Source organism: Streptomyces sp. UC4497 (assembly GCF_054871485.1).
Window position 1 is genome coordinate 81432 of record NZ_JBTYHB010000003.1, and the last position, 22675, is coordinate 104106.

The 22675-nt window shown below is 70.4% G+C and carries 17 protein-coding genes; 11 read left to right on the forward strand and 6 right to left on the reverse strand.

The window, feature by feature from the left end; all coding sequences use genetic code 11:
• Nucleotides 1-2 precede the first annotated feature (2 nt).
• On the forward strand, nucleotides 3-1973 hold the full coding sequence (locus tag ACYSUO_RS05430; protein ID WP_461775166.1) for an alpha-glucuronidase: 1971 nt from the start codon (nucleotides 3-5) through the stop codon (nucleotides 1971-1973).
• Nucleotides 1974-2000: 27 nt separating this feature from the next.
• The gene (locus ACYSUO_RS05435; RefSeq protein ID WP_461774835.1) at nucleotides 2001-2132 is read left to right on the forward strand and encodes a hypothetical protein; all 132 of its coding nucleotides are present in this window, start codon (nucleotides 2001-2003) and stop codon (nucleotides 2130-2132) included.
• Here the strand turns inward: ACYSUO_RS05435 and ACYSUO_RS05440 are convergent.
• From ACYSUO_RS05440 to ACYSUO_RS05455, 4 genes are read right to left on the reverse strand one after another with little or no spacing between them, the layout of a single operon-like run.
• Nucleotides 2122-2820: a hypothetical protein gene (locus ACYSUO_RS05440; protein ID WP_461775167.1), complete on the reverse strand. Its 699-nt coding sequence runs from the start codon at nucleotides 2818-2820 to the stop codon at nucleotides 2122-2124. The genes ACYSUO_RS05435 and ACYSUO_RS05440 overlap by 11 nt on opposite strands.
• A 5-nt stretch (nucleotides 2821-2825) precedes the next feature.
• Nucleotides 2826-4481: an ABC transporter substrate-binding protein gene (locus tag ACYSUO_RS05445; RefSeq protein ID WP_461774836.1), complete on the reverse strand. Its 1656-nt coding sequence runs from the start codon at nucleotides 4479-4481 to the stop codon at nucleotides 2826-2828.
• Nucleotides 4482-4516: 35 nt separating this feature from the next.
• Nucleotides 4517-5431 (reverse strand): carbohydrate ABC transporter permease, encoded by a 915-nt coding sequence (locus ACYSUO_RS05450; RefSeq protein WP_461774837.1) that lies wholly within the window; start codon nucleotides 5429-5431, stop codon nucleotides 4517-4519.
• The gene (locus tag ACYSUO_RS05455; RefSeq protein WP_461774838.1) at nucleotides 5428-6423 is read right to left on the reverse strand and encodes an ABC transporter permease; all 996 of its coding nucleotides are present in this window, start codon (nucleotides 6421-6423) and stop codon (nucleotides 5428-5430) included. The genes ACYSUO_RS05450 and ACYSUO_RS05455 overlap by 4 nt, the downstream gene beginning before the upstream one ends.
• A gap of 213 nt (nucleotides 6424-6636) precedes the next feature.
• On the opposite strand from ACYSUO_RS05455, the gene ACYSUO_RS05460 reads away from it, so the two are divergent.
• From ACYSUO_RS05460 to ACYSUO_RS05490, 7 genes are all read left to right on the forward strand, one after another.
• Nucleotides 6637-7635 (forward strand): acetylxylan esterase, encoded by a 999-nt coding sequence (locus tag ACYSUO_RS05460; protein ID WP_461774839.1) that lies wholly within the window; start codon nucleotides 6637-6639, stop codon nucleotides 7633-7635.
• A 190-nt stretch (nucleotides 7636-7825) separates the two neighbouring features.
• Nucleotides 7826-8824, forward strand: coding sequence for a LacI family DNA-binding transcriptional regulator (locus tag ACYSUO_RS05465; RefSeq protein ID WP_461774840.1), 999 nt, complete (start codon nucleotides 7826-7828; stop codon nucleotides 8822-8824).
• Between the two features lie 128 nt (nucleotides 8825-8952).
• Nucleotides 8953-10251: an extracellular solute-binding protein gene (locus tag ACYSUO_RS05470; protein WP_461774841.1), complete on the forward strand. Its 1299-nt coding sequence runs from the start codon at nucleotides 8953-8955 to the stop codon at nucleotides 10249-10251.
• Between the two features lie 6 nt (nucleotides 10252-10257).
• On the forward strand, nucleotides 10258-11247 hold the full coding sequence (locus tag ACYSUO_RS05475) for a carbohydrate ABC transporter permease (protein ID WP_461774842.1): 990 nt from the start codon (nucleotides 10258-10260) through the stop codon (nucleotides 11245-11247).
• On the forward strand, nucleotides 11244-12089 hold the full coding sequence (locus ACYSUO_RS05480) for a carbohydrate ABC transporter permease (RefSeq protein ID WP_403720395.1): 846 nt from the start codon (nucleotides 11244-11246) through the stop codon (nucleotides 12087-12089). The genes ACYSUO_RS05475 and ACYSUO_RS05480 overlap by 4 nt, the downstream gene beginning before the upstream one ends.
• 64 nt (nucleotides 12090-12153) lie before the next feature.
• Nucleotides 12154-14394, forward strand: a complete 2241-nt coding sequence (locus tag ACYSUO_RS05485; protein WP_461774843.1) for a glycoside hydrolase family 3 N-terminal domain-containing protein — start codon at nucleotides 12154-12156, stop codon at nucleotides 14392-14394.
• 69 nt (nucleotides 14395-14463) lie between these two features.
• Nucleotides 14464-15534 carry an endo-1,4-beta-xylanase gene (locus tag ACYSUO_RS05490; RefSeq protein WP_461774844.1) on the forward strand — a complete coding sequence of 357 codons (1071 nt, stop codon included), beginning with the start codon at nucleotides 14464-14466 and terminating at the stop codon, nucleotides 15532-15534.
• A gap of 4 nt (nucleotides 15535-15538) precedes the next feature.
• On the opposite strand, the gene ACYSUO_RS05495 is transcribed toward ACYSUO_RS05490, so the two are convergent.
• Nucleotides 15539-17701 (reverse strand): DEAD/DEAH box helicase, encoded by a 2163-nt coding sequence (locus ACYSUO_RS05495; RefSeq protein WP_461774845.1) that lies wholly within the window; start codon nucleotides 17699-17701, stop codon nucleotides 15539-15541.
• Between the two features lie 344 nt (nucleotides 17702-18045).
• Here ACYSUO_RS05495 and ACYSUO_RS05500 point away from each other — a divergent pair, with 344 nt between their 5' ends.
• Complete coding sequence (locus tag ACYSUO_RS05500) at nucleotides 18046-20106, forward strand: pectinesterase family protein (RefSeq protein ID WP_461774846.1); 2061 nt, start codon at nucleotides 18046-18048, stop codon at nucleotides 20104-20106.
• Nucleotides 20107-20132: 26 nt separating this feature from the next.
• Here ACYSUO_RS05500 and ACYSUO_RS05505 read toward each other — a convergent pair whose 3' ends face one another.
• The gene (locus tag ACYSUO_RS05505; protein ID WP_461774847.1) at nucleotides 20133-21959 is read right to left on the reverse strand and encodes an AMP-dependent synthetase/ligase; all 1827 of its coding nucleotides are present in this window, start codon (nucleotides 21957-21959) and stop codon (nucleotides 20133-20135) included.
• A gap of 188 nt (nucleotides 21960-22147) precedes the next feature.
• On the opposite strand from ACYSUO_RS05505, the gene ACYSUO_RS05510 reads away from it, so the two are divergent.
• Entirely contained in the window at nucleotides 22148-22663 is a 516-nt protein-coding gene (locus tag ACYSUO_RS05510; RefSeq protein ID WP_461774848.1) for a hypothetical protein, read from the forward strand.
• The last annotated feature ends 12 nt before the right edge of the window (nucleotides 22664-22675 follow it).

Consider the following 22675-nt stretch of genomic DNA (forward strand, 5'->3'; position numbering starts at 1 on the left):
CCCTGCACGGCGTCGATCCCGCGTGGCTGCCCGACGAGGCGCTGCGCGGGGTCGGCGCGCGACGCGTCCTCGTGCGGGGCGAGGGTCTATTGGTGGACACCGTTCGATCGGAAGTGGCCGACGCCTGCGCCAAGTTCGGCGGCAAGGCGGTCGGGGAGGGCGAGGCGTACGAGCTGCTGCTCCAGGTGACTGGTGGCGGCGATCAAGGCGCCGAAGGGTTCCTCCTGGAGCGGGGCGACGGCCGTGCCACCGTCACCGCCGCCACCCCGGCCGGCCTGCTCCACGGGTACTTCCACGTCGTCCGCCTCGGCGGGGCCGCCTTCCTCGACGCGCCGCCCGAAACGCACCGCCCCGCGCTCGACCTGCGCATGCTCGACCACTGGGACAACGTCGACGTGCACCCCGTGATGGGACAGGTGGAGCGCGGGTACGCGGGCGGATCGCTGTTCTGGCGGGACGGGAAGTCGCGCGCGGAGCCGGAGCGGGTGCGGGCCTACGCGCGGCTGCTCGCGGCCAGTGGCGTCAACGCGATCGGCGTCAACAACGTCAACGTGCACGCGACGGAGGCCCGGCTGCTCACCGACCGGATCGGTGAAGTCGCCGCCATCGCCGACGAGTTGCGGCACTACGGCATCCGTACCCACCTCTCCGTGAGCTTCGCCGCACCCCTGCTGCTCGGCGGCCTCGACACCGCCGATCCGCTCGACGAAGGCGTACGGGCGTGGTGGCGGGCGGCCGTGGACCGGGTGTACGACGTCATCCCCGACTTCGGCGGCTTCGTCGTCAAGGCCGACTCCGAGGGGCAGCCGGGGCCCTTCGCCTACGGCCGTTCGCACGCCGACGGGGCGAATCTGCTCGCCGACGCGCTCGCCCCGCACGGCGGCACCGTCCACTGGCGGGCGTTCGTGTACGACCACCGCCAGGACTGGCGCGACCGGAGCACGGACCGGGCGCGCGCCGCGTACGACCATTTCGCCCCGCTCGACGGGCAGTTCAGGGACAACGCGGTCCTCCAGGTCAAGCACGGGCCGATGGACTTCCAGGTGCGCGAACCCGCGTCACCGGTCATCGGCGCGCTGCCCGCCACCCGTGTCGCCGTCGAGCTCCAGGTAACCCAGGAGTACACCGGGCAGCAGCGGCACGTGTGCGCGCTCGCGCCGATGTGGAGCGAAGTGCTGCGGTTCCGGCCCGGCGGGGACGGCGGGCCGACGGTCGGGGAACTCGCCTCGGGTGGCGGCCTGGTGGCCGTGTCGAACGCGGGCGACGACCCGTTCTGGACCGGGCATCCGCTCGCCCAGTTCAACCTGTACGCCTTCGGCCGGCTGGCCTGGAACCCGGATGCCGATCCGGAACAACTCCTGTCCGAGTGGATCGAGTTGACGTTCACGCCGGAGCCGACCGGAGATCCGGATCTGCTGCGGGACGGGCTGCGCGCCGTGCTCGCCGGGTCCTGGGCGACGTACGAGAAGTACACCGCGCCCCTCGGTGTCGGCTTCATGGTGCAGCCCGGCCACCACTACGGGCCCAGCGTCGACGGCTACGAGTACAGCCCCTGGGGCACGTACCACTTCGCCGACCGTGACGGCGTCGGGGTGGACCGCAGCCGCGCCACCGGCACCGGGTACGCGGGCCAGTACGCGCCGCCCTGGTCGGACACGTACGAGACCCCGGACACCTGCCCCGATGAGCTGCTCCTGTTCTTCCACCACGTGCCCTACGGGCACGTACTGCACAGTGGCACGACCGTCATCCAGCACATCTACGACACGCACTTCGAGGGCGTCGAGGAAGTGGTGGCCGCGCAGGAGGTGTGGGCGTCGCTCGCCGGGCTGATGACACCCGCCCGGCACGCCCGTGTGAGCGAGCTGTACGAGGAGCAGCTGCGCTGCGCCCGCGAGTGGCGGGACCAGGTCAACAGCTACTTCCTACGGAAGTCGGGAGTGCCGGACGGGGCGGGGCGGCTCATCCACTGAGCAGCCCTCACCCTCGTCCCCGCGCCCGTGTCATCAATGTGGTGCTCCGCGTCACTCGACGCGGAGCACCGCCACGCCCAGCGGGCCGAGCGTGAGCGGCTCGCCCTTCTCGTGGCGTTCGCCGGCCTCGTCGCGATGTGCGGGCCACTCATGCCGTGAAGTCCTCCTGGGCCTCGGCGATCTCCGAGCGGAAGGCGTGCAGCAGGGAAAGGAGCAGGGGCGCGGCGAGCAGGACCGGCAGGGCCTCCGTGCCGAGCACGGTCAGGCCCCCGGCGAGGACGAGCAGCGAGGCGGTGGCGAGCGACACCGCCGGACGGTGCAGCAGGAAGTACGCGGCGAGCCGGGCGACGTCGCCGGAGCGGAACGCGAACAGCGAGCCGAGCACGAGGGCATGCCCGCCCCACAGCAGCGACACCACGCCGACCACCACGAGCAGCCCCGCCCACCAGCCGGGCACCCCGGCGGCCGGGAAGTGTGTCAGCGAGAAGCCGATCACCGTCAGCCAGGCGAGCAGCGGCACCCAAAGGCGCAGCACCGGCACCGCGTTCAGCCGCCAGCCGCGCCAGTACGTCCGTGCGGGCCGCAGCTCCGTGAGCTCGCGGCCGCGCCGGTGCAGCGCGTACAGGGCGGCGGAAAGCGCGGGCCCGAGCGGCACCAGGCACAGGGCGATCAGCGGCAGGTTCGACGGGTCGGTGCCGAGCAGGAGCATCCCGGCGAGGCCGGGCGAGGCCGCCGCGAGGAGCATCGCCTCCACGGTGAGCAGGGTGTGGACGAGCGCCGCGGCGCGGGACAGCGGTCCCGTGCCGAAGCCACCGCGCGCGACGGCGGCGGCCGCCCGGCCGGTCACCGCCGTCACCCGTTCTCCTTCGCGAAGCGGTCGGCCGCCTTGTTGTGCAGGTCGACCAGCTGCTGCATGTTCTTCGCCTTCAACTCCGTGAGGAAATCGCCCCATTGGGACATCGGCCGCTTGCCGAGGACGAACTTCAGCGTGTTCTGGATGGTGTGGTCCTTGAGCGGGGTGTCCCAGAGCGTGGCCTGCTCCTGTTCGGCGGACTGCAGCGGGTGCGCGGGGCCGATCGGCAGCTCCTTGCGCTTCGACATCTCGTCCTGGAACTTCTGCTCGTCGGCGCTGAAGTTGGAGGAGACCAGTTCCCAGCTGCCGCCGTAGGTGAAGACGCCGTTGAAGAAGCCGAAGTCCTTCTGGAGGTCCTCCGGGGCGTCCGGGTCGGATCCCATGAGCGTGATGCCGTCCTTGAGCTTGTACGCGCCGCCGGACTTCGTGTACGTGACGCCCTCGACGCCCCACTTGCAGAACTCCTGGCCTTCGTCCGAGTAGAAGAGCCAGTCCACGAACTGCATCATCGCGACGAAGGTGTCCTCCTTGAGCGCCTTGCTGGAGATCATCACGCCGTTCTCCAGGCGGGAGCCACTGTTCACCACCGCCCCCGCCGGGCCGAGCGGCACCGGGATCATCTCGATCTTCGCGCCCTTGACCTGCTTCTTCAGGTTGTAGCGGTAGTTCTGCACCAGCTCCTGCGGGTTGGCGCTCATGAGATACGACTTCTCGGCGAGCAGCTTCTGCACGGCCTGGTCGTCCTGCTGGGTGAAGGCCTCGGGGTCGAGCAGCTTCTCCGCGACCAGCTTGCGCAGGTACTCGACCATCGCCCGGTAGCCGTCCTGCGTCGGCGTGAAGACGAACTTCTTCGCCTTGGCGTCGTAGCTGATGTTGTCGTACGACCAGCCGGCCCGCACCCCGTACGCCTGGCCGAGGTATTGGAACAACGCGCCGCAGGGGAACGGGGTGTTGGTGCTCCAGCGGTCGGTCATCGGATACTTGCCGGGGTACTCCTCCTTGAGCGCCTTCAGGACGTCGTACACCTCGTCCCAGGTGGTCGGCAGGGCGAGGTCGTGCTTGTCGAGGATGTCCGTGCGCAACGACATCGAGTAGCCGGACTTGACCTTCTCGTGCAGGCCCGGCAGCAGGTAGTACTTGCCGTCGGACTGCCGGATGGCATCGATCTCGGGCTCGAGCTTCCACTGCTTCACCTTGGCCCGGAAGTTGGGCATCAGGTTGACGTAGTCGCTGACCGGGAGGATCGCGCCCGACGAGACGAACGCGACCTCGGAGGGGTGGTACGTCTTCGGGATCAGGAACGGCGCGTCGCCCGAGCCGATCAGCACGCCGCGCTTCTTCTCGTAGTCCGCGAGCGGCACGTCGACGGGCTTGAGGGTGACTCTCGTGCGCTTGGCGAGTTCCTTCCAGAACAGCCAGCCGTCCTTGGTCGGATAGACCGGGTTGTTGTTGTGCAGCGTGGTGAAGGACAGCGCCTTGGTGGCCTTGAACTGCTGGCCCGCCTTGAACTCCTTCATGGCGCCGTCCTGCTTCTTCGCCAGGTCCTTGCTGTCGGCGTTGTCGTCGCCGCTGCCGCAGCCCGTGAGCGTCGCGAGGCCGATGAAGCCGGCGGCGCCGAGTATCTGGCGCCGCGAGAGCTGACCGCTGTTCTTCACTGGAACTCCCAGGAGAAAAAGGTGAGTTGGAGTCGTCAGCCCTTGACCGCGCCGAGCATGACGCCCTTGACGAAGTAGCGCTGGACGAACGGGTACACGCAGAGGATCGGCAGCGCGGTGAGCACGATGGTCACCGACTGGATGTTGGCGCCGACCTGGCTGAGCTGGTCGGTGGCGGCGCCGGCGTTGGCGCCGCCGGTCGCGCCCATGATCATGTTGCGCAGGTACACGGTGACCGGCATCAGGTCGGCCCGGTCGAGATACAGGAACGCGCTGAACCAGGAGTTCCAGAACGACACGGAGTAGAACAGCACCATCGTCGCCACCACCGCCTTCGACAGCGGCAGCACGATGCGGAGCAGGATGCCGTACGTGCTCAGTCCGTCGATCTGCGCGGCCTCTTCCAGGTCCGTGGGCAGGCTTTCGAAGAAGGCCTTCATCACGAGCAGGTTGAAGACACTGATCGCGTTGGGCAGGGCGATCGCCCAGATGCTGTTCTTCAGGCCGAGGCTGGTGACCAGGACGTAGTTCGGGATCAGGCCGCCGGTGAAGAACATGGTGAACACGGCGATGCCGATGAGCGCGGTGCGGCCGCGCAGCTGCCTCTTGGAGAGGACGTAGGCGTAGCAGGTCGTGAGCACCATCGCGACGACCGTCGACACCACCGTGTACAGAACGGTGTTGCCGTAGTTGCGCCAGAACATCGAGTCCTGGAAGACCAGTCGGTACGTGGTGAGGTTGAACCCCTGCGGCCACAGGGTCACTTCGCCCGCGCGGATCTGCCGCTCGCCGCTGAAGGAGCGGGCGATGATGTTGACGAAGGGGTACAGGGTCACGGCCACGACGAGCGAGAGGATCACCGCGTTGGCGCCGCGGAAGGCTCGATAGCCCTTGGTGGGCCGGTACGTCTTCGCGGGGCGGTGGCCCGTCGCGGGGCGGTCGACACTCACCACAGGCTGGTCCCCACTGTGCGGCGCGAGAGCTGGTTGGAGGTGGTGATCAGGACGAGCCCGATGATCGCTTCGAAGAGGCCGATCGCGGCGGCGTAGCTGAAGCTGCTCGACTCGACACCGGTCCGGTAGACGTAGGTGGAGATGACGTCGGAGGTCTGGTACGTCAGCGGGTTGTACAGGAGCAGCACCTTCTCGAAGCCGACCGCCAGGAACGTGCCGACGTTGAGGATCAGCAGCGTGATCATGGTGGGGCGGATGCCGGGCAGGGTGACGTGCCAGGTCTGCCGCCAGCGGCCCGCGCCGTCGATCCGGGCCGCCTCGTACAGGTCCTCGTCGATCGTGGTGAGCGCGGCGAGGTAGAGGATCGTGCCCCAGCCGGCCGTCTGCCAGATCTCCGAGCCGACATAGACCGTGCGGAACCACTCGGGCTCCTGGATGAAGCGGATCGGGTCGTGGCCCAGCAGGCCCAGCACATGGTTGATCGGGCCGTCGGTCGCGAGCATCTGCACCGTGATGCCGGCGACGATCACGATCGACAGGAAGTGCGGCAGATACGACACCGACTGCACGAACCGCTTCAGCGCGTTGCGCCGCACCTCGTTGAGGAGGAGCGCGAGCACGATCGGGATCGGGAAGCAGAAGACGAGCGTCAGGCCGCCCAGCCACAGCGTGTTCCGGAAGACCTGCCAGAACGTCGGATCGCTGAGGAACATCTCGACGTAGCGGAGCCCCACCCACTCCTCGCCGAGGATCGACCCGCCCGGCTCGAACCGGCGGAACGCGATCACGTTGCCGATCATCGGGACGTAGCGGAAGACCAGGAAGAACGCGATTGGCAGCACGGCCAGTGAATACAACTGCCAGTCGCGGCGCAGCGATTGACGCCAGGTGCGGCGGCCCGACGGGGGCTTCCTGCGAGGTCTGTCGCCGGGGGGATCGGGGGCGGCTCCGGTGTCGGGCGGGTCGCCCGTGATGGTGGAGGAACTCATACGGGGCCTTTCGGCGCGCGGCCCAACGAGGGCGGAGGGCAACGAGAGCGGGAGGCGATGAGGGCAGGGGGCGGCAAGGGCAGGGGAAGAGACGTAGCCGAGAACTTTCGAGAATGTTCCGGTAACGTCGCCGCAACCTAGAGCCGCTCCCGACCCCTGTCAATGGGTGGCGCTGCCACGGGAGTTGGCCCCACCACTCCCTGTGAGGTGCCTGTGCCCGCCTTCGACCTGCCCCTCGACGCGTTGCGGCGACACCGCCCCGCGCCCGACGAACCCGCCGACTTCGACGCCTTCTGGCAGGCGACCCTCGCGTCCGCCCGGCACCCCGGTCCGGTGCTCGACTCCCGGATCGTCGACAACGGCCTGAAGCTCGTCGAGACCTGGGACGTCACCTTCCGCGGATTCGCCGGCGACCCGGTGCGCGCCTGGTACGCACGACCCGCCGCAGCATCCGAACTGCTGCCGGGCGTAGTGGAGTTCGCCGGGTACGGGCGCGGCCGCGGTCTCCCGCACGAGCGCCTCACGTGGGCCAACGCCGGGTACGCGCACCTGCTCATGGACAACCGGGGACAGGGCGACCAGTACGGCAGCGGCGGCGCGACCCCCGACCCGCACGCGAGCGCCCCGGGCGGGCCAGGACCCGCCGTGCGCGGACTGCTCGACCCGCACGAGTACCACTACCGGCGGCTGATCACCGACGCCGTCCGCGCGGTCGACGCGCTGCGCGCGCTGCCCGGCGTCGACCCCGGGCGGATCGCCGCCGTCGGTAACAGTCAGGGCGGGGGAGTGGCCCTTGCGGTCGCCGGACTCGTCCCCGACCTCACGGCGGCCCTGATCACGGCGCCCCTGCTGTGCGGCATCCGGCGCGCCCTCGACCTCACCGACGCCGGACCGTACGGCGAGATCACCGCCTACCTCGCCGTGCACCGGGGCGCGGAAGAGGCCGCGTACCGCACCTTGTCGTACGTCGAGGGGATCTCGTTCGCCCGCCGTGCCCAGGCCCCCGCCCACTTCGGTGTGGGGCTCCGCGACACGGTCTGCCCGCCCAGCGGTGCCCACGCGGCCTGCAACCGCTACGGCGAACTGGCCCCGCACGACCCGGTCCGCGAGATCCACTCCTACCCGTTCAATGGCCACGAGGGCGGCGAGGCCGCCCACGTACGGCGCCAACTCGCTTGGCTGGGTGCGGTGCTCGACGGGTCCCCGAAGTAGATTCGGTACCGGGTGTTCGGCGGGCCGCACGGAAAGCGACTTGACCGACACCCGGTCGACGGCGTGTCCTACGGTTTCCGGAAGGCATCCGGAGATCTCTCGGAAGCGTGTGTCGACGGAGGTGGGGAACGTGGGCGGGGAAGCCGATCGGCGCAAGGCGGCCACGAAGAGTCCTGAGGGGCCGGCCAAGGTGACGATCACCGAGATCGCGCGGGAGGCCGGGGTGTCCGTGCCGACCGTCTCGCGGGTCGTCAACGGACGCTCCGACGTCTCGCCCGGCACCCGGGCCCGCGTCGAGGACCTGCTGCACCGCCACGGGTACCAGCGGCGGGCGCCCGCGCCCGGGGACCGGGCGGCCCTGCTCGACCTGGTCTTCAACGACCTGGACAGCCCATGGGCCGTGGAGATCATCCGGGGCGTCGAGGAGGCCGCCGCCGAGGCCGGGGTGGGGACGGTCGTCTCCGCCATCCACGACCGGGCGGGCGACGCGCGGGAGTGGATGACCAATCTGCGGGCCCGCGCGTCGGACGGCGTGATCCTCGTGACCTCCGTGCTCGATCCCGGCCTTCGGGACGAACTGCGGCGGCTGCGCGTGCCGTTGGTGGTGATCGACCCGGCGGGCTCCCCCGTGACGGACGCGCCGACCGTCGGCGCCACCAACTGGGCGGGCGGGATGGCCGCCACCGAGCATCTGCTGGAACTCGGGCACCGGCGCATCGGGTTCATCCAGGGGCCGCCGCGGCTGCTGTGCTCCCGGGCCCGGCTCGACGGCTACCGCGCCGCGCTCGACGTCGCGGGCGTGCCGGTCGAGGACGAGCTGATCGTGTCCGGCGACTTCTACCACGCGTCCGGGTTCGACGGCTGTCAGCGGCTGCTCGACCTCGACGAACCGCCCACGGCGATCTTCGCGTCCAGCGATCAGATGGCGCTCGGGGCGATCGAGGCGCTGCGGCGGCGCGGGCTGCGCGTGCCCGAGGACCTGAGCGTGGTCGGCTTCGACGACCTTCCGGAAGTCCGCTGGTCGGCGCCGCCGCTCACCACGGTGCGCCAACCGCTGTCCGACATGGGCAAGTTGGCCGCCCGTACCGCGCTCGACCTGGCACGTTCCGTGGAGCCCGCGGCTCCGCGCGTCGACCTCGCCACGGAGCTCGTGGTGCGGGCCAGCACGGCAGCGCCCCGGAGCGCGTAACTCCGCTACGGCACCGTCAGGGGTGTCAACGACCCTTTTTTGCTAAGGGCGTTGACACCCCTGATTTGTGTCCGTAACTTCCGTGGCCATCTACCGATAGTTTTCGGATCTCTTCCGGAAGGTGCGCCATGTCAGCCTCCGATTTCTCCCGTCGTCGATTCATGGGTGCCGCCACGGCGGCCGGTCTCGGCGCCGCCGCGCTCACCGCCTGCGGCGGCTCCGACACCGGAAGCGGGAAGGACAGTTCGGGCCGGACCGTCATCGAGTGGTGGAACATCCAGACCACCGAGCCGTCGAAGACCATCTGGCCCCAGCAGGCGAAGGCGTTCGAGGCCGAGCACCCGAAGGTGCGGATCAAGCTCGTCACGCTGGAGAACGACGCCTACAAGTCCAAGATGACCGCGCTGACCAGTTCCGGAAAGCTTCCGGACATCTACCACACCTGGGGCGGCGGCGTTCTGCAGCAGCAGATCGACGCGGGGATGGTCGAGGACCTCACCGGGCCCATGAAGTCCTGGTCCGACACCCTGGTGCCCGCCTCCGTCAAGCCCTACCAGTTCGAAGGCAAGACCTACGCGGTGCCCTTCGACATCGGCGCCGTCGGCTTCTGGTACAACAAGGCGCTCTTCAAGAAGGCCGGCATCAGCGAACCGCCCACCACCTGGGACGACTACCTCGACACGATCAAGAAGCTGAAGTCCGCGGGCATCACCCCCATCGCCCTCGCGGGCAAGGAGAAGTGGCCCGGCATGTACTTCTGGTCGTACCTGTCGATGCGGATCGCCGGGGTCGACGGCATGCAGAAGGCCGCCGACGCCAAGGACTTCACCGGCGACGACTTCGTCAAGGCGGGCGAGCACCTCAAGGAACTCGTCGCCCTCAAGCCGTTCCAGAAGGGGCACCTCGGCGCCGCGTACTCCACGCCCAACGGCGAGGCCGCCACCATGGGCAACGGCAAGGCGGCCATGGAACTCATGGGCCAGTGGGCACCCGTCGTGCAGGCCGACGCGGGCAAGGGCATCGGCAAGGACCTCGGCTTCTTCGCGTTCCCCTCGGTCGCGGGCGGCAAGGGCGCGGGCACCGACGTGTTCGGCGGAGGCGGCGGCTACGCGCTCCGCAAGGGCGCGCCGAAGGAGGCCATGGACTTCATGAAGTTCTTCATGACCGCCGAGTCCGACCGCATCCTCGTCTCCAAGGCCAATCTGATCCCGGTCGTCAAGGACGCCGAGAGCGCGCTCAAGGACCCCAACCTGACCGCCGTCTCCGAGATGCTCCGCAAGTCGACCGGCTTCCAGCTCTACCTCGACCAGGCCTACCCGCCGGCCGTCGGCCAGGAGATCAACGACTCCGTCGCCGCGCTCATCGCGGGCTCCAAGTCCCCCGACCAGGTGGCCCGTTCGGTGACCCAGGTCGCCAAGAGCCAGTAAGAGACCATGACTTCGACCTACGTCAAGGACGCCGCCGAGCCCGTCGTGAAGGAGCCGGAGCCCGGCCCCGGCAACCGGCGCCCGCTCGCCCGGCGCGTCAAGGACTGGCTGACCGCCTTCTCCTTCACCCTGCCCGCGCTGATCCTCTTCGGCGCGCTCGTCCTCGCGCCGATCATGTACGCGCTGTACGTCAGCCTCTTCAACTGGGGCGGACTCGGCTCGCCTTCGGACTACACGGGACTGTCCAACTACAGCCGCCTCATCAAGGATCCGGTGTTCCTCGGCGACCTGTGGCGCGGACTGCTCCTGGTCGGCTTCTCCGTCCTCGTCCAGCTCCCGTTCGCGCTCGCCATGGCCGTGCTGCTCAACCAGAAGCTGCGCGGCCGGGCGATCTACCGGATGCTGTTCTTCGCCCCGTACGTGCTGTCCGAGGTGATCACCGGCGTCCTGTTCTCCATGATCTTCGCGCCGGACGACGGGCTCGCCGACAACGTGCTCGGCGCGGTCGGTCTCGACGGGCTCGGCGGCCTGTGGTTCGCCGACCAGTCGACCGTCATGCCGACCCTGTTCCTCGTGATGACCTGGAAGTTCTTCGGCTTCCACATGATGCTGTACCTGGCGGGCCTCCAGGGCATCCCGCCCGAACTGCACGAGGCCGCCCGGATCGACGGGGCCGGCGCCTGGCAGCGCTTCCGGCACGTGACCGTGCCGCTGCTCGCCCCCACCATCCGGATCAGCGTGTTCCTGTCGATCATCGGCGCGATCCAGCTGTTCGACCTGGTGTGGGTGACCTCCCAGGGCGGCCCGGACCACGCCTCCGAGACGATGGCCATCACCCTGTTCCAGTTCGGGTTCAAGCGCTACCAGATCGGCTACGCCAGCGCGATCAGCATCGCCCTCTTCCTCATCAGCCTCGTCTTCGCCCTCGCCTACCAGCGTCTCGTGCTGCGCCGCGACACCGAAGGAGCCCTCACGAACATGCGAGCCACCCGATGACCGCCCCCAGCGCGGTGGGCCGCCGCCGCTTCGGCAAAGTGCCCCTGTACGTGATCGTCTGGCTGGTCGGCATCGTCATGGTGACACCGCTGCTGTACGCGCTCGTGTCCGGCTTCAAGTCCACCGACCAGCTCTCCAGCAACCCCTTCGGCCTGCCCTCGCCCTGGGTGACGTCCAACTACACCGACATCCTCGCCTCCGGCTCGTTCTGGCGGATGCTCGGCTCGTCCACCCTCGTCGCCGTCGGGACGACCGTCCTGACCGTGGGAACGGCAGCCCTCGCCGCGTTCTCCCTCGCCCGATTCGCCTACCGGGGACGGGAGTTGATGTTCACGCTCTTCACCATCGGGCTGATGTTCCCGTTCGCGGTGGCGATCCTGCCGCTGTTCGTCCTGCTGCGCACCTTCGGTCTCCTCGACAACCCGTGGGGCGTGATCCTGCCGCAGGCCGCGTTCGGGCTCCCCATCACCATCGTCATCCTGCGCGGCTTCTTCCGGCAGATCCCCGGCGAACTGGAGGAGGCGGCCACCCTCGACGGCTGCTCGCCCTTCGGCTTCTTCTGGCGCATTCTGCTGCCGATGGCGCGCCCCGCGCTCGGCACCGTCTCCGTCCTCGCCATCGTCAGCAGCTGGAACAACTTCCTGCTGCCCCTGCTGGTGTTCAGCAACGAGACCTGGTGGACGATCCCCGTCGGCGTCCAGCAGTTCCAGGGGCAGTACGCCGCCGACATCGCCCGCGTCTTCGCCTACCTGGTCCTCGCCATGGTCCCGGCGCTCGCCTTCTACGCGGTCGCCGAACGGCAGCTGATCGGCGGCATCACCATGGGCGCGACCAAGGGCTGACGTCCCGAACAAGGGCTGACGTCCCGAACCCCCTTCACCATCTGCACCGCACTTGAGGAGATCCATGGCTCAGCCCTGGCAGGACACCACCCTTCCCGCCCACGTCCGGGCGGCGGACCTGCTCGCCCGGATGACCGCCGAGGAGAAGACGGCGCAATTGTCCAGCGTGTGGCTGGGCGCCGCCATCGGCTCCGACGCCGAGGCCGCCGTGGCACCCGGACAGCACGAGTACGCCGCCGAGAGCGCGGACCTCGACGCCCTCCTCCCGTACGGTCTCGGCCACCTCACCCGGCCCTTCGGCACCGTCCCCGTCGACCCCACCGAAGGCGCCGCCCGCCTCGCCGCACTGCAACGCCGCATCCGCGCCGGCAACCGTTTCGGGCTGCCCGCGCTCGCCCACGAGGAGTGCCTGACCGGCTTCGTGGCCTGGCAGGCCACCGTGTTCCCGACCCCGCTCGCCTGGGGCGCCACCTTCGACCCCGCCCTGATCACGGAGATGGCGCGGGCGATCGGCGGCTCCATGGGCACGGTCGGCATCCACCAAGGCCTCGCCCCGGTCCTCGACGTCGTACGCGATCCACGCTGGGGCCGCACCGAGGAGTCGATCGGCGAGGACCCCTACCTCGTCGGCACCATCGGCACCGCCTACGTACGCGGCCTCGAAGCGGCGGGGATCGTCGCCACGCTCAAGCACTTCGCCGGCTACTCGGCCTCGCGCGCCGCCCGCAACCACGCGCCCGCCCCGCTCGGGCCGCGCGAGCTGGCCGATGTGGTCCTGCCGCCGTTCGAGATGGCGCTGCGCGAGGGCGGCGCCCGCTCCGTGATGGCCGCGTACAACGACGTCGACGGCCTGCCCGCCCACGCGCACACCGGGCTCCTCACCCAACTCCTGCGCAACGAATGGCAATTCGGTGGGACGGTCATCTCCGACTACTTCGGCATCTCGTTCCTGGAATCCGCCCACCGGGTCGCCCCATCCGCGGCGGCGGCGGGCGAACTCGCGCTCGCGGCGGGCGTGGACGTCGAACTCCCCGCCGCCCACTGCTTCGCGACCGGCGAGGGCCTCCCGGAGGAACTGCTCGACCGGGCGGCGCTGCGCGTGCTCACGCAGAAGTGCGAACTGGGACTGCTCGACCCGGAGGAGGGCGAGCCGGAGCCCTCGGCCGAACCGGTCGACCTGAACCCGCCCCACATGCGGGAGTTGGCGGCCAAGGTCGCGCAGGAATCCGTGGTGCTCCTCGCCAACGACTCGGGCCTGCTGCCGCTCCCGGAGACCGGTGCCCTCCGCGTCGCCCTCGTCGGCCCGCTCGCCGACGAGCAGGCCGCGATGCTCGGCTGCTACACGTTCCCGCGCCACGTCGGCGTCAACCACCCGGAGTTGCCCACCGGAGTCGACATCCCGACCTTCGCGGAGGCGCTGCGCGCGGAGCTGCCGGGCGCGGAGTTCGTGACCGACCCCGCGCGCGCCGACATCTGCCTGGCCGTGGTGGGGGACCGCTCCGGCCTGTTCGGGCGCGGCTCGTCGGGCGAGGGCTGCGACGCGGAGGACCTGGAACTGCCGTACGGGCAGGGCGAGGTGCTGGACGAGGCGTTCGCCTCCGGGGTGCCGACCGTCATCGTCGTCCTCAGCGGGCGCCCCTACGCGCTCGGCCGCTGGGCGGACCGGGCGGCCGCCGTCGTCCAGGCCTTCTTCCCCGGGCAGGAGGGCGGCGCGGCGGTCGCGGGCGTGCTGTCCGGCCGCGTCGAACCGTCCGGCCGCCTCCCCGTCGGCGTGCCGCGCAGCCGCGGCGGCCAGCCCGCCGCGTACCTCGCGCCGCCGCTCGGCCGGCACGGCGGGCCCAGCAACATCGACCCCACCGCGCTCTACCCGTTCGGCCACGGCCTCTCGTACACCACGTTCGCCTGGGACGCCCCGCAGTGCGAGGAGCCCGAGTTCGGCACCGACGGCGAGGTGTCGCTGAAGCTCACCGTGCGCAACACGGGCGAGCGGCCCGGCACCGAGGTCGTCCAGCTCTACCTCCACGACCCGGTCGGCACCGTCGCCCGCCCCGAGGCCCGGCTCGTCGGGTACGCCCGCGTCCCCCTCGACCCCGGCGCCTCGGCAGAGGTCCACGCCACGTTCCCCGCCGACCTCGCCGCGTACACCGGCGCCGACGGCCGCCGCCTCGTCGAACCCGGCGCCCTCGAACTGCGCGTCGCCGCGTCCAGCGAACACGTCCACCACACGGTGCCGCTCACCCTCACGGGCCCGGTCCGCGAGGTGGGCCACGACCGCCGGATGCGCTGCGAGCTACGCGTGAAGTGACGTACTCGACCACCTGTGAAGTGACGTACTCAACCACCCGTGAAAAACGTTCAGTTGAGGAGATCCGCCATGCGTACGACCCGCATCAGATCCGCCGCCCTCGCCGCCGCGACGGCCGTCCTGCTCATCGGAGGCCTCGCCACCGTCCCGGCCGCCGCCACCCCCGACAGCGGCAAGAAGCCCGGCGCCTCCGCCACCCTCCACGACCTCGCCCGCGCGCAGGGCCGCTACTTCGGCGCCGCCGTCGACAACCCCGAGCTCGACGACGCCCCGTACGCCGACCTCCTCGGTACCGAGTTCGGCCAGACCACGCCCGGCAACGGCATGAAGTGGTACGCCACCGAACCCCAGCGCGGCGTCTTCGACTTCACCGCGGGCGACGAGATCGTCGACTACGCCCGCGCCAACGGGCTCAAGGTCCGCGGCCACACCCTCCTGTGGCACAGCCAGCTGCCCGACTGGCTGACCACCGGCACCTGGAGCGCCGACGAACTCCGCTCGATCCTCAGGAACCACATCACCAAGGTGGTCAAGCACTACCGCGGCAAGGTCTTCGCCTGGGACGTCGCCAACGAGATCATGAACGAGGACGGCACGTACCGCGAGAACATCTTCTACAAGACCCTCGGCCCCGGCTACATCGCCGACGCCCTGCGCTGGGCCCGCGCCGCCGACCCCAAGGTCAAGCTGTACCTCAACGACTACAACGTCGAGGGCACGGGCGCGAAGTCCGACGCGTACTACGCGCTGATCAAGCAGCTCAAGGCCGACCGCGTGCCCATCGACGGCTTCGGCATGCAGGCCCACCTCGCGCTCCAGTACGGCTTCCCGTACCAGATGCGGCAGAACATCCAGCGCTTCGCCGACCTCGGCGTCGACGTCGCCATCACCGAGCTCGACATCCGCATGATCCTCCCCGCCGACCAGACCAAGCTGGCCCAACAGGCCGACTGGTACGGGCAGGTGACCGACGCCTGCCTCGCCGTGAAGCGCTGCGTCGGCATCACGGTGTGGGGCTACTCGGACCGGCACTCGTGGATCCCCGCGGTCTTCGAGGGCGAGGGCGCGGCCCTGCCCTGGGACGAGAACCTCCAGCACAAGCCGGCGTACGACGCGATCCGCAAGGCCCTGAAGGACTGACGCGTCAGTCCTCCGCCGTGCCGAGGCGCGCCTGCTCCTCCTCGACGATCCGGCGCGCGATCTCCGCGTCGGACACGTCGACGGCGTCGGGCGTCGCCTCGGCCATGGAGCTGCGCCGGGCGTACGCGTCGAACAGCCGGGACTTGTTGGCGAGTATCTTGACCAGCCGCTCGTCGACGCCGCCGGTCGCGAGGAGGCGGTGCACCCGCACCGATCTGACCTGACCCATGCGGTGCGCCCGCGCCACCGCCTGGTGCTCGAGGGTCGGCTTGATCTGCGGCTCGCACAGGATCACCACCGAGGCGGCCTGGATGTTGAGCCCGACGCCTCCGGCCTGGATCTGGGACACGAGGACGGCCGGCCCATCGGTGTCCGCGAACTCGTCGACGAGCAGTTGTCTGCGCGCGGGCGGCACGCTGCCGGTGAGCGGCCCGAACACCGGGCCGCCGAAGGGTGGTTCGGTGGCGAGGGCGCTCTTCACCGCGCCGAGCACGTCGCGGAAATTGGAGAACACGACGACCTTGAGCCCGGCCTCCGCGGCGTCCCGGACGAGCTCGCGCAGCCGCTCCAGCTTGGCGGACTCCGCCGGGTGCGCGTACGCCGCCCGGCGCATGGCCATGAAGTTCCCGGACGCGACGGCCTCCCGGTAGGCGGCCTCGTCCTGGGAACTCAACTCCTCCCACTCGTCCGTGTGTTGGAGGCTGGGCAGCTCGGCCAGTACGTCGTCCTGGTTGCGCCGCAGATAGACGGGGGCGACCGCCGTGCGGAAGGCGACGGAACCGGCGAGGCCGTCCTCCTTGTCGAGCCGGTCCGCGAGCGAGGGATCCAGTACGCGCACGAGGTTGCGGAACTCGCCGACGCGGTTCTCCATCGGGGTGCCGGTCATGAACAGCACCCGCTCGCAGCGCCCCGCCCACTCGGCCACCGCCTGCGAGCGCAGCGTCTCCGGGTTCTTCACCGCGTGCGCCTCGTCGACGACGAGCATCCCCACCTCGCCGCCGCCGGGCGCCGGAAGGCCGCGCAGCGCGTCGTACGTCGTGACGGCGACACCGCCCCGGCCCTTCCAGTCCGCGAAGGCCTCGACCCGGTCGGAGCCATGCACCGGCAGGACGCGCAGCGCGCTGCGGGCCTCGATCTCCCGCGTCCAGTTCACGAGGACGCTCGCCGGGCAGACGACCATGAAGTGGCTCTGCCCCTCGGTCGCCAGGTGGGTCAGTGCGGCGATGGCCTGGACCGTCTTGCCGAGCCCCATCTCGTCGCCGAGCAGCGCGCGGCGCCGCGCGAGCGCGAAGCGGGCCCCGAACGCCTGGTAGCCGCGCAGCGACACCCGCAGCCGCGACTCGTCGAGCTGCTGGGTCCGCACCTGCTCCGCGATGTCGGCGGGCAAAAAGCCCTCGGCGGCGTCCTTGTCCGGCGTCAGACCGGAGATCTCGCCGAGCACGCTGTAGTACTCGGCGGAGCGCACCTCGAAGTCGACCCACGCCGCCACGTCCGTCGCGGGACCGCGCAGCAGGTCGACCGAGGCCTGCGCGAACAGCGGCCCGGTGCCCGCCCGCTCGGCCTCCGCGACGACGGCCCGCACCTGCTCGGCGGCGTCGAGGGCGCGCGCCCGCCGGGCCCGCCCGGTGAACATCAGCCGCAGCCGGCCCGCCGCGGGCCGCGCCTCGTCGAGCAGCGGCCCGAGCCGGCGGGCGATGCCGGTCGCGGTGTCGACGGCGTGCCGTGCGTCGGGGCCCGCCTCCACCAGCACGTGCAGCGCCGTGACCAGCGCGGTCGTCCGGGGCTCCGGCGCGTCCACGTCGAGCGGCACGGCGGCCGTCTGCCGTACGCGCTCGGCGAGGCGGCCCGCGGCGGCCAGCAGCTGCGTGGCGGTCTGCGGGCCCACGCCGTGGATTTGGTTGAGGCGGGCGGGGCCGGCGTCGAGGACCTGCCGGACCGTGCGGAGGCCGTCCCGTTCCACGAGCCCGACGCGGACGCGGCCGTCCGTGGCCTCCTGGAGCCGGGCCACGGGCATGGTGTCGAGGACGCGGGCGACGGACTCGTCGAGGAGGGGTGTGAGGGCGTCCCGCACGTTCTGCACGGCCCGTGCGTGGTCGTCGAGCAGGCCGCGTACGGCGGCGTGGAGGCGCGAACCGTCTGCGACGGCTTCCCGCTCACTGCGTCCCATCGGGCCCGCCCTTCTCTTGCCGGATCCGGTTCCGGCCGGTTCCAGCATCTTCGCATCGGGGTGTGACAGAGGGCATGGCGGTCTCACGGGGTTGCGGTCACGGGGCTCTGCCCCGGACCCCGCGCCTCAATCGCCGGCGGGGCTGAAAGATCGGGGCTCTGCCCCGGACCCCGCTGCTCAATCGCCGCAGGGGCTCCAAATGCCCGGCTCACCGCCGCACCAGAGGCCGCATGGGCCGCCGTGATGGAAAGCCCCGGCAACCTTTCCCACCACCCGCGGCGACAGCATTCCGGCACGTGCCACCCGGCGCGCGTTCCCCCACCACGTACGGAGTGCATCAGCTGATGAGCGACACCCGCAGCAAGCCCCGGCACCGCAGACGCCGGACCGTTCTCCTCGCAGGCGCCCCGCTCGCCGTCGCCGCCGCGGCCGCCCTCGCCTACGGCGGCGGGTTCCTCGGCGCGGACGGCGCGGATTCGGCGAGCGCCGCCACCACCGACGCCGCGACCGCCGCCGCGTGGGCCGACGACACCGCCGACGGCTTCGCGTCCGTCGACGCGCAGGGCCAGGACGGCACGTACGGCGGGCGCGGTGGCGAGACGGTCACCGTGAAGACCCTGGCCGACCTGGAGAAGTACGCGACCGCGAGCAAGCCCTACGTCATCGTGGTCGCGGGCGAGATCAAGATGGACCCCGTCGGCAAGGAGATCAAGGTCGCCTCCGACAAGACCATCGTGGGCGCCGGCACCGCCGGGCACATCGTCGGCGGCGGCTTCTTCCTGGGCACCGGCGTGCACAACGTCATCATCCGCAACCTGACGATCCGCGACTCCTACCAGGGGACGTGGAACGACAAGGACCACGACTTCGACGCCATCCAGATGGACGGCGCGCACCACGTGTGGATCGACCACAACGACCTGCGCAGGATGGCCGACGGGCTGATCGACGTCCGCAAGGACTCGACGAACGTCACCGTCTCCTGGAACAAGCTCAGCAACGACAACAAGGCCTTCGGTATCGGCTGGACCGAGAACGTCGTCACCGACATCACCATCCACCACAACTGGATACGCGAGACCGAACAGCGCAACCCCTCCACGGACAACGCCGCGCACGCGCACCTCTACAACAACTACCTGCAGGACGACGCGGGCACCGACATCACGTCCTCGTACGGGAACTACTCGCGCGGCAGGACGAAGATGGTCCTGGAGAACAGCTACTTCCAGGGCGTCAACAACCCCGTCATCAAGGACGACACCGCCACCCTCGTGCAGCGCGGCAGCGTCTTCTCCGGCACCAGCGGGCGCAACGAGAGCGGCGGGACCGCCTTCACCCCGTCCGACTTCTACGACTACACGCTGGACAAGGCGGCGGACGTGCCGGGCCTGCTCAAGTCCGGTGTGGGACCGAGGAGTTCGATCGGGATCGCGAGCGCGACCGCTGAGACGAAGGCCGCCGCGAGCACCCTCACCGTCGCAGCCGACGGCAGCGCCCAGTACAAGACGGTGCAGGCCGCCGTCGACGCCGTGCCCGCGAACAACACCGCGCGCGTGGACATCAAGGTCGCGCCGGGCACGTACCGCGGCACGGTGACCGTCCCGGCGAACAAGCCGCACGTGACGATCGTCGGCACCGGTTCGAGCCGCAAGTCCACCGTCCTCGTCGAGGGCCACGCCGCCGGTACGAAGAAGCCGGACGGATCGACGTACGGCACCTCGGGCAGCGCCACCGTCACCGTCCTCGCCGCCGACACCCAACTGCGCAACCTGAGCGTCAGCAACGACTACGACGAGAGCAAGGACACCTCCATCGCCGCGCAGGCGGTCGCGTTGCGCACCAGCGCCGACAAGGTCTTCCTCGACTCGGTCATCACCAGCGGCGACCAGGACACGCTGCTGCTCGACGGCGCGGGCAAGCGCGTCTACATGAAGAACTCGTACGTCGTCGGCAACGTCGACTTCATCTTCGGCGGCGCCACCGCCGTCATCGACCAGTCCGTGATCACCCTGAAGAAGCGGTGGGACGGCACGTCGGCCGGGTACGTCATGGCGCCGAGCACCGCGGCGGGCAAGAAGGGCCTGCTCGTCAACCGGACCACCATCAGCGGCGACGTCTCCGCCGGCAGCTTCCACCTCGGCCGCAACTGGCACGCGGGCGGCGACGCCTCCCTCGACCCGCAGGCCACCGTCCGCAACTCCACGCTGGGCGCCGCGATCAAGGCGAAGCCGTGGACGGACATGGGCGGCTTCTCGTGGAAGGACGACCGGTTCGCCGAGTACAAGAACACCGGCGAAGGGGCCGGTTCGGCGAGCGCCGACCGGCCGCAGCTGAGCGACGCGCAGGCCGCCCAGCAGGAGGTCGCGGACTGGCTGGGGGACTGGACGCCGACGGCCTCCTGACCGGTGGGAGGTGTACGCGGCGGCGCTCACCGCGCCGCGTACAGCTCCTCGACCTCCCGCGCGTACGTCTCCATGATCGCGGTCCTGCGCAGCTTCAGCGAAGGGGTGAGCAGGCCCTGGGTCGCGCCGAACTCGTGCGGGAGGATGCGGAACGCGCGGATCGACTCGGCGCGCGAGACACGGGAGTTGGCCCGCCGCACCGCACGCTGGATGTGGCCGCGCAGCTCCTCGTCGGTGACCGCCTCCTCGGGGGAGGCCAGGGCGCGGCCCTTGAGGCCCTGCCAGCTGGCGAGGGCCTCCGGGTCGAGGGTGACCAGGGCGGTGACGTAGGGCCTGTTGTCGCCGATCACGACGCATCCCGAGATCAGGGGATGGGCGCACAGCTCCTGTTCCAGGGTCTGCGGCGACAGGCTCTTGCCCGCGCTCGTGATGATGATGTCCTTCTTGCGGCCCGTGATGACCAGATATCCGTCGGGGTCGAGGTGCCCCAGGTCGCCGGTGGCGAGCCAACCGTCGCGCAGCGCCGACTCGTTGGCCTTCGGATTGTTGTGGTAGCCGGCGAAGACGACATCGCCGGCCACCCAGATCTCCTCGTCGTCGGCTATGAACACGGCGTTGCCGGGCAGCGGCCTGCCGACCGTGCCGGGCCGCGGCGCGCCGGGCGGCTGGGCGGTGACCGCAGAGCTCGTCTCGGTGAGGCCGTAGCCGTTGTAGACCGGGAGGCCGCACGCCTCGAAGAACAGGGCGAGGTCGCGGGAGAGCGGCGAGCCGCCCGACACCACGCTGCGCAGCCGGCCGCCGAACACCGCCCGCACCTTCGAGTACACCAGGCGGTCGTAGACCTTGTGCGTCAGACGCAGCCGGGGGCCCGGCCCCGCGCCCACACCCGCGGCGTGCCGCTCCATCGCCGCCGCGTACCGGATCGCGGAGCGCACGGCCCGCTCGAACAGGGCGGTGTGGCCGCTCTCTTGGGCGTTGACACGTGCCTTGGCGAAGACGCGCTCGAAGATGTAAGGAACCGCGTACAGGAACGTGGGCCGGAACGCGGCGAGCGCGGGGAGCAGCGCGCCGGGCGAGGCGTCCGGCTGGTGCGCGACCTTGCCGCCGCCGCGGACCGCGGTGACCACCTGGACCAGGCCGTAGCAGTGCGAGAGCGGCAAAAAGGCCAGCGTGGAGGGCTGTTCACCGGGCGGGCCGAACAGCTCGCCCCAGCCCGCCAGGATGGTGTCCACCTCGGCGGCGATATTGCGGTGGGTGGTGACGCAGCCCTTGGGGGGCCCGGTCGTGCCGGACGTGTAGCAGATCACGGCGGCGTCCTGCGGGTGCACGGCGGCCCGCAACTGGTGCACCGCGTCGGGGTGCACCGCCGCGCCCGCCTCGATCAGCGCCTGGACCCCGCCCGACTCCAGCTCCCACAGCCGGGTCAGGTCGGTACGGGCGCCGTACGCGGCGGCCACCGTGATCGCGTTGTGCTCGTTCTCGACGACGACGCCGATCGCCTCCGTGTCCTGGAGGATCCACCGCACCTGCTCGGTGGACGACGTGGGGTACACCGGCACCACCGTGGCGCCCAGGCTCCACAGCGCGTACGCGACCAGCGTCCACTCGTAGCGGGTGCGCGACATCACGATCACCCGGTCGCCCGCGCCGACCCCGCCGGCGAGGAAGCCGCGGGCCACGGCCATCACCTCGTCACGGAACCGTGAGGTGCTGACCTCCTGCGTCGGGCGGCCGTCCCGGAGCAGCGAGAACTGCGGGCGCTGCGGGTCCTCCAGCGCGGCGCTGAAGACCGAGTCGGCAAGTCCGCCCGACTCCAACGGAGGCGCCAGGCGGGGCACTGCGAGTTGCCGCATGTGACTGCTCATCGCTCCCTCTGGTAGGCAAACCGAGTTGACGATTCAACCTGAATGCGTCGGAACGGCAAGCTACATCCAAGGGGACCTTTTCGCCCCGGTGTTGCATAACGAATCGGCAGTCACCTGCGGCGCTTCGGATAGGCTGCTGGCTCCGAATGGCATGTACATCTAGAGGAGCGATCTCCGTGAAGCGGCGCCCGACCCTGGCCGGACTGACGATGGTGCTGGTGGTCGCGCTCGCGGCCTGCGGGGGTGGTCCTCAGCAGGACACCTCGGGGCACGGCGGCGGCAAGGACACCGGGAGCCACACCGTGCGGCAGGACGACACCGACAAGGTGACCGGGGTGCGCGACGGGGTCCGGCACGTGACCCGCCGCACGACCCGCGCCACCCGGCCGCACCTGGTGAAGAAGTGCGACACGGACACCCGCAGGGTCCGGCACACCAAGCGCAGCCACGGCCGCACCAAGACCTACTACACGACGAAGAAGGTCCGCGACTGCCACAAGGTGCGCAGGGGCACCGAGAAGTACACGCGGGTCCTGCGGTCCGAGCACTGGTGCGTCCGCCTCGACGACGTGGGCGGCAAGCGCACGGCGGACGACCAGTGGTTCCGGGTCAACTCCACGGTCTACGGCAGGGTGCAGGGGGAGGCCGACCGGGCGAAGGTCACCATCGAGCCGCTCCGCAAGGGCTGCTGAGCCCGGACCGGG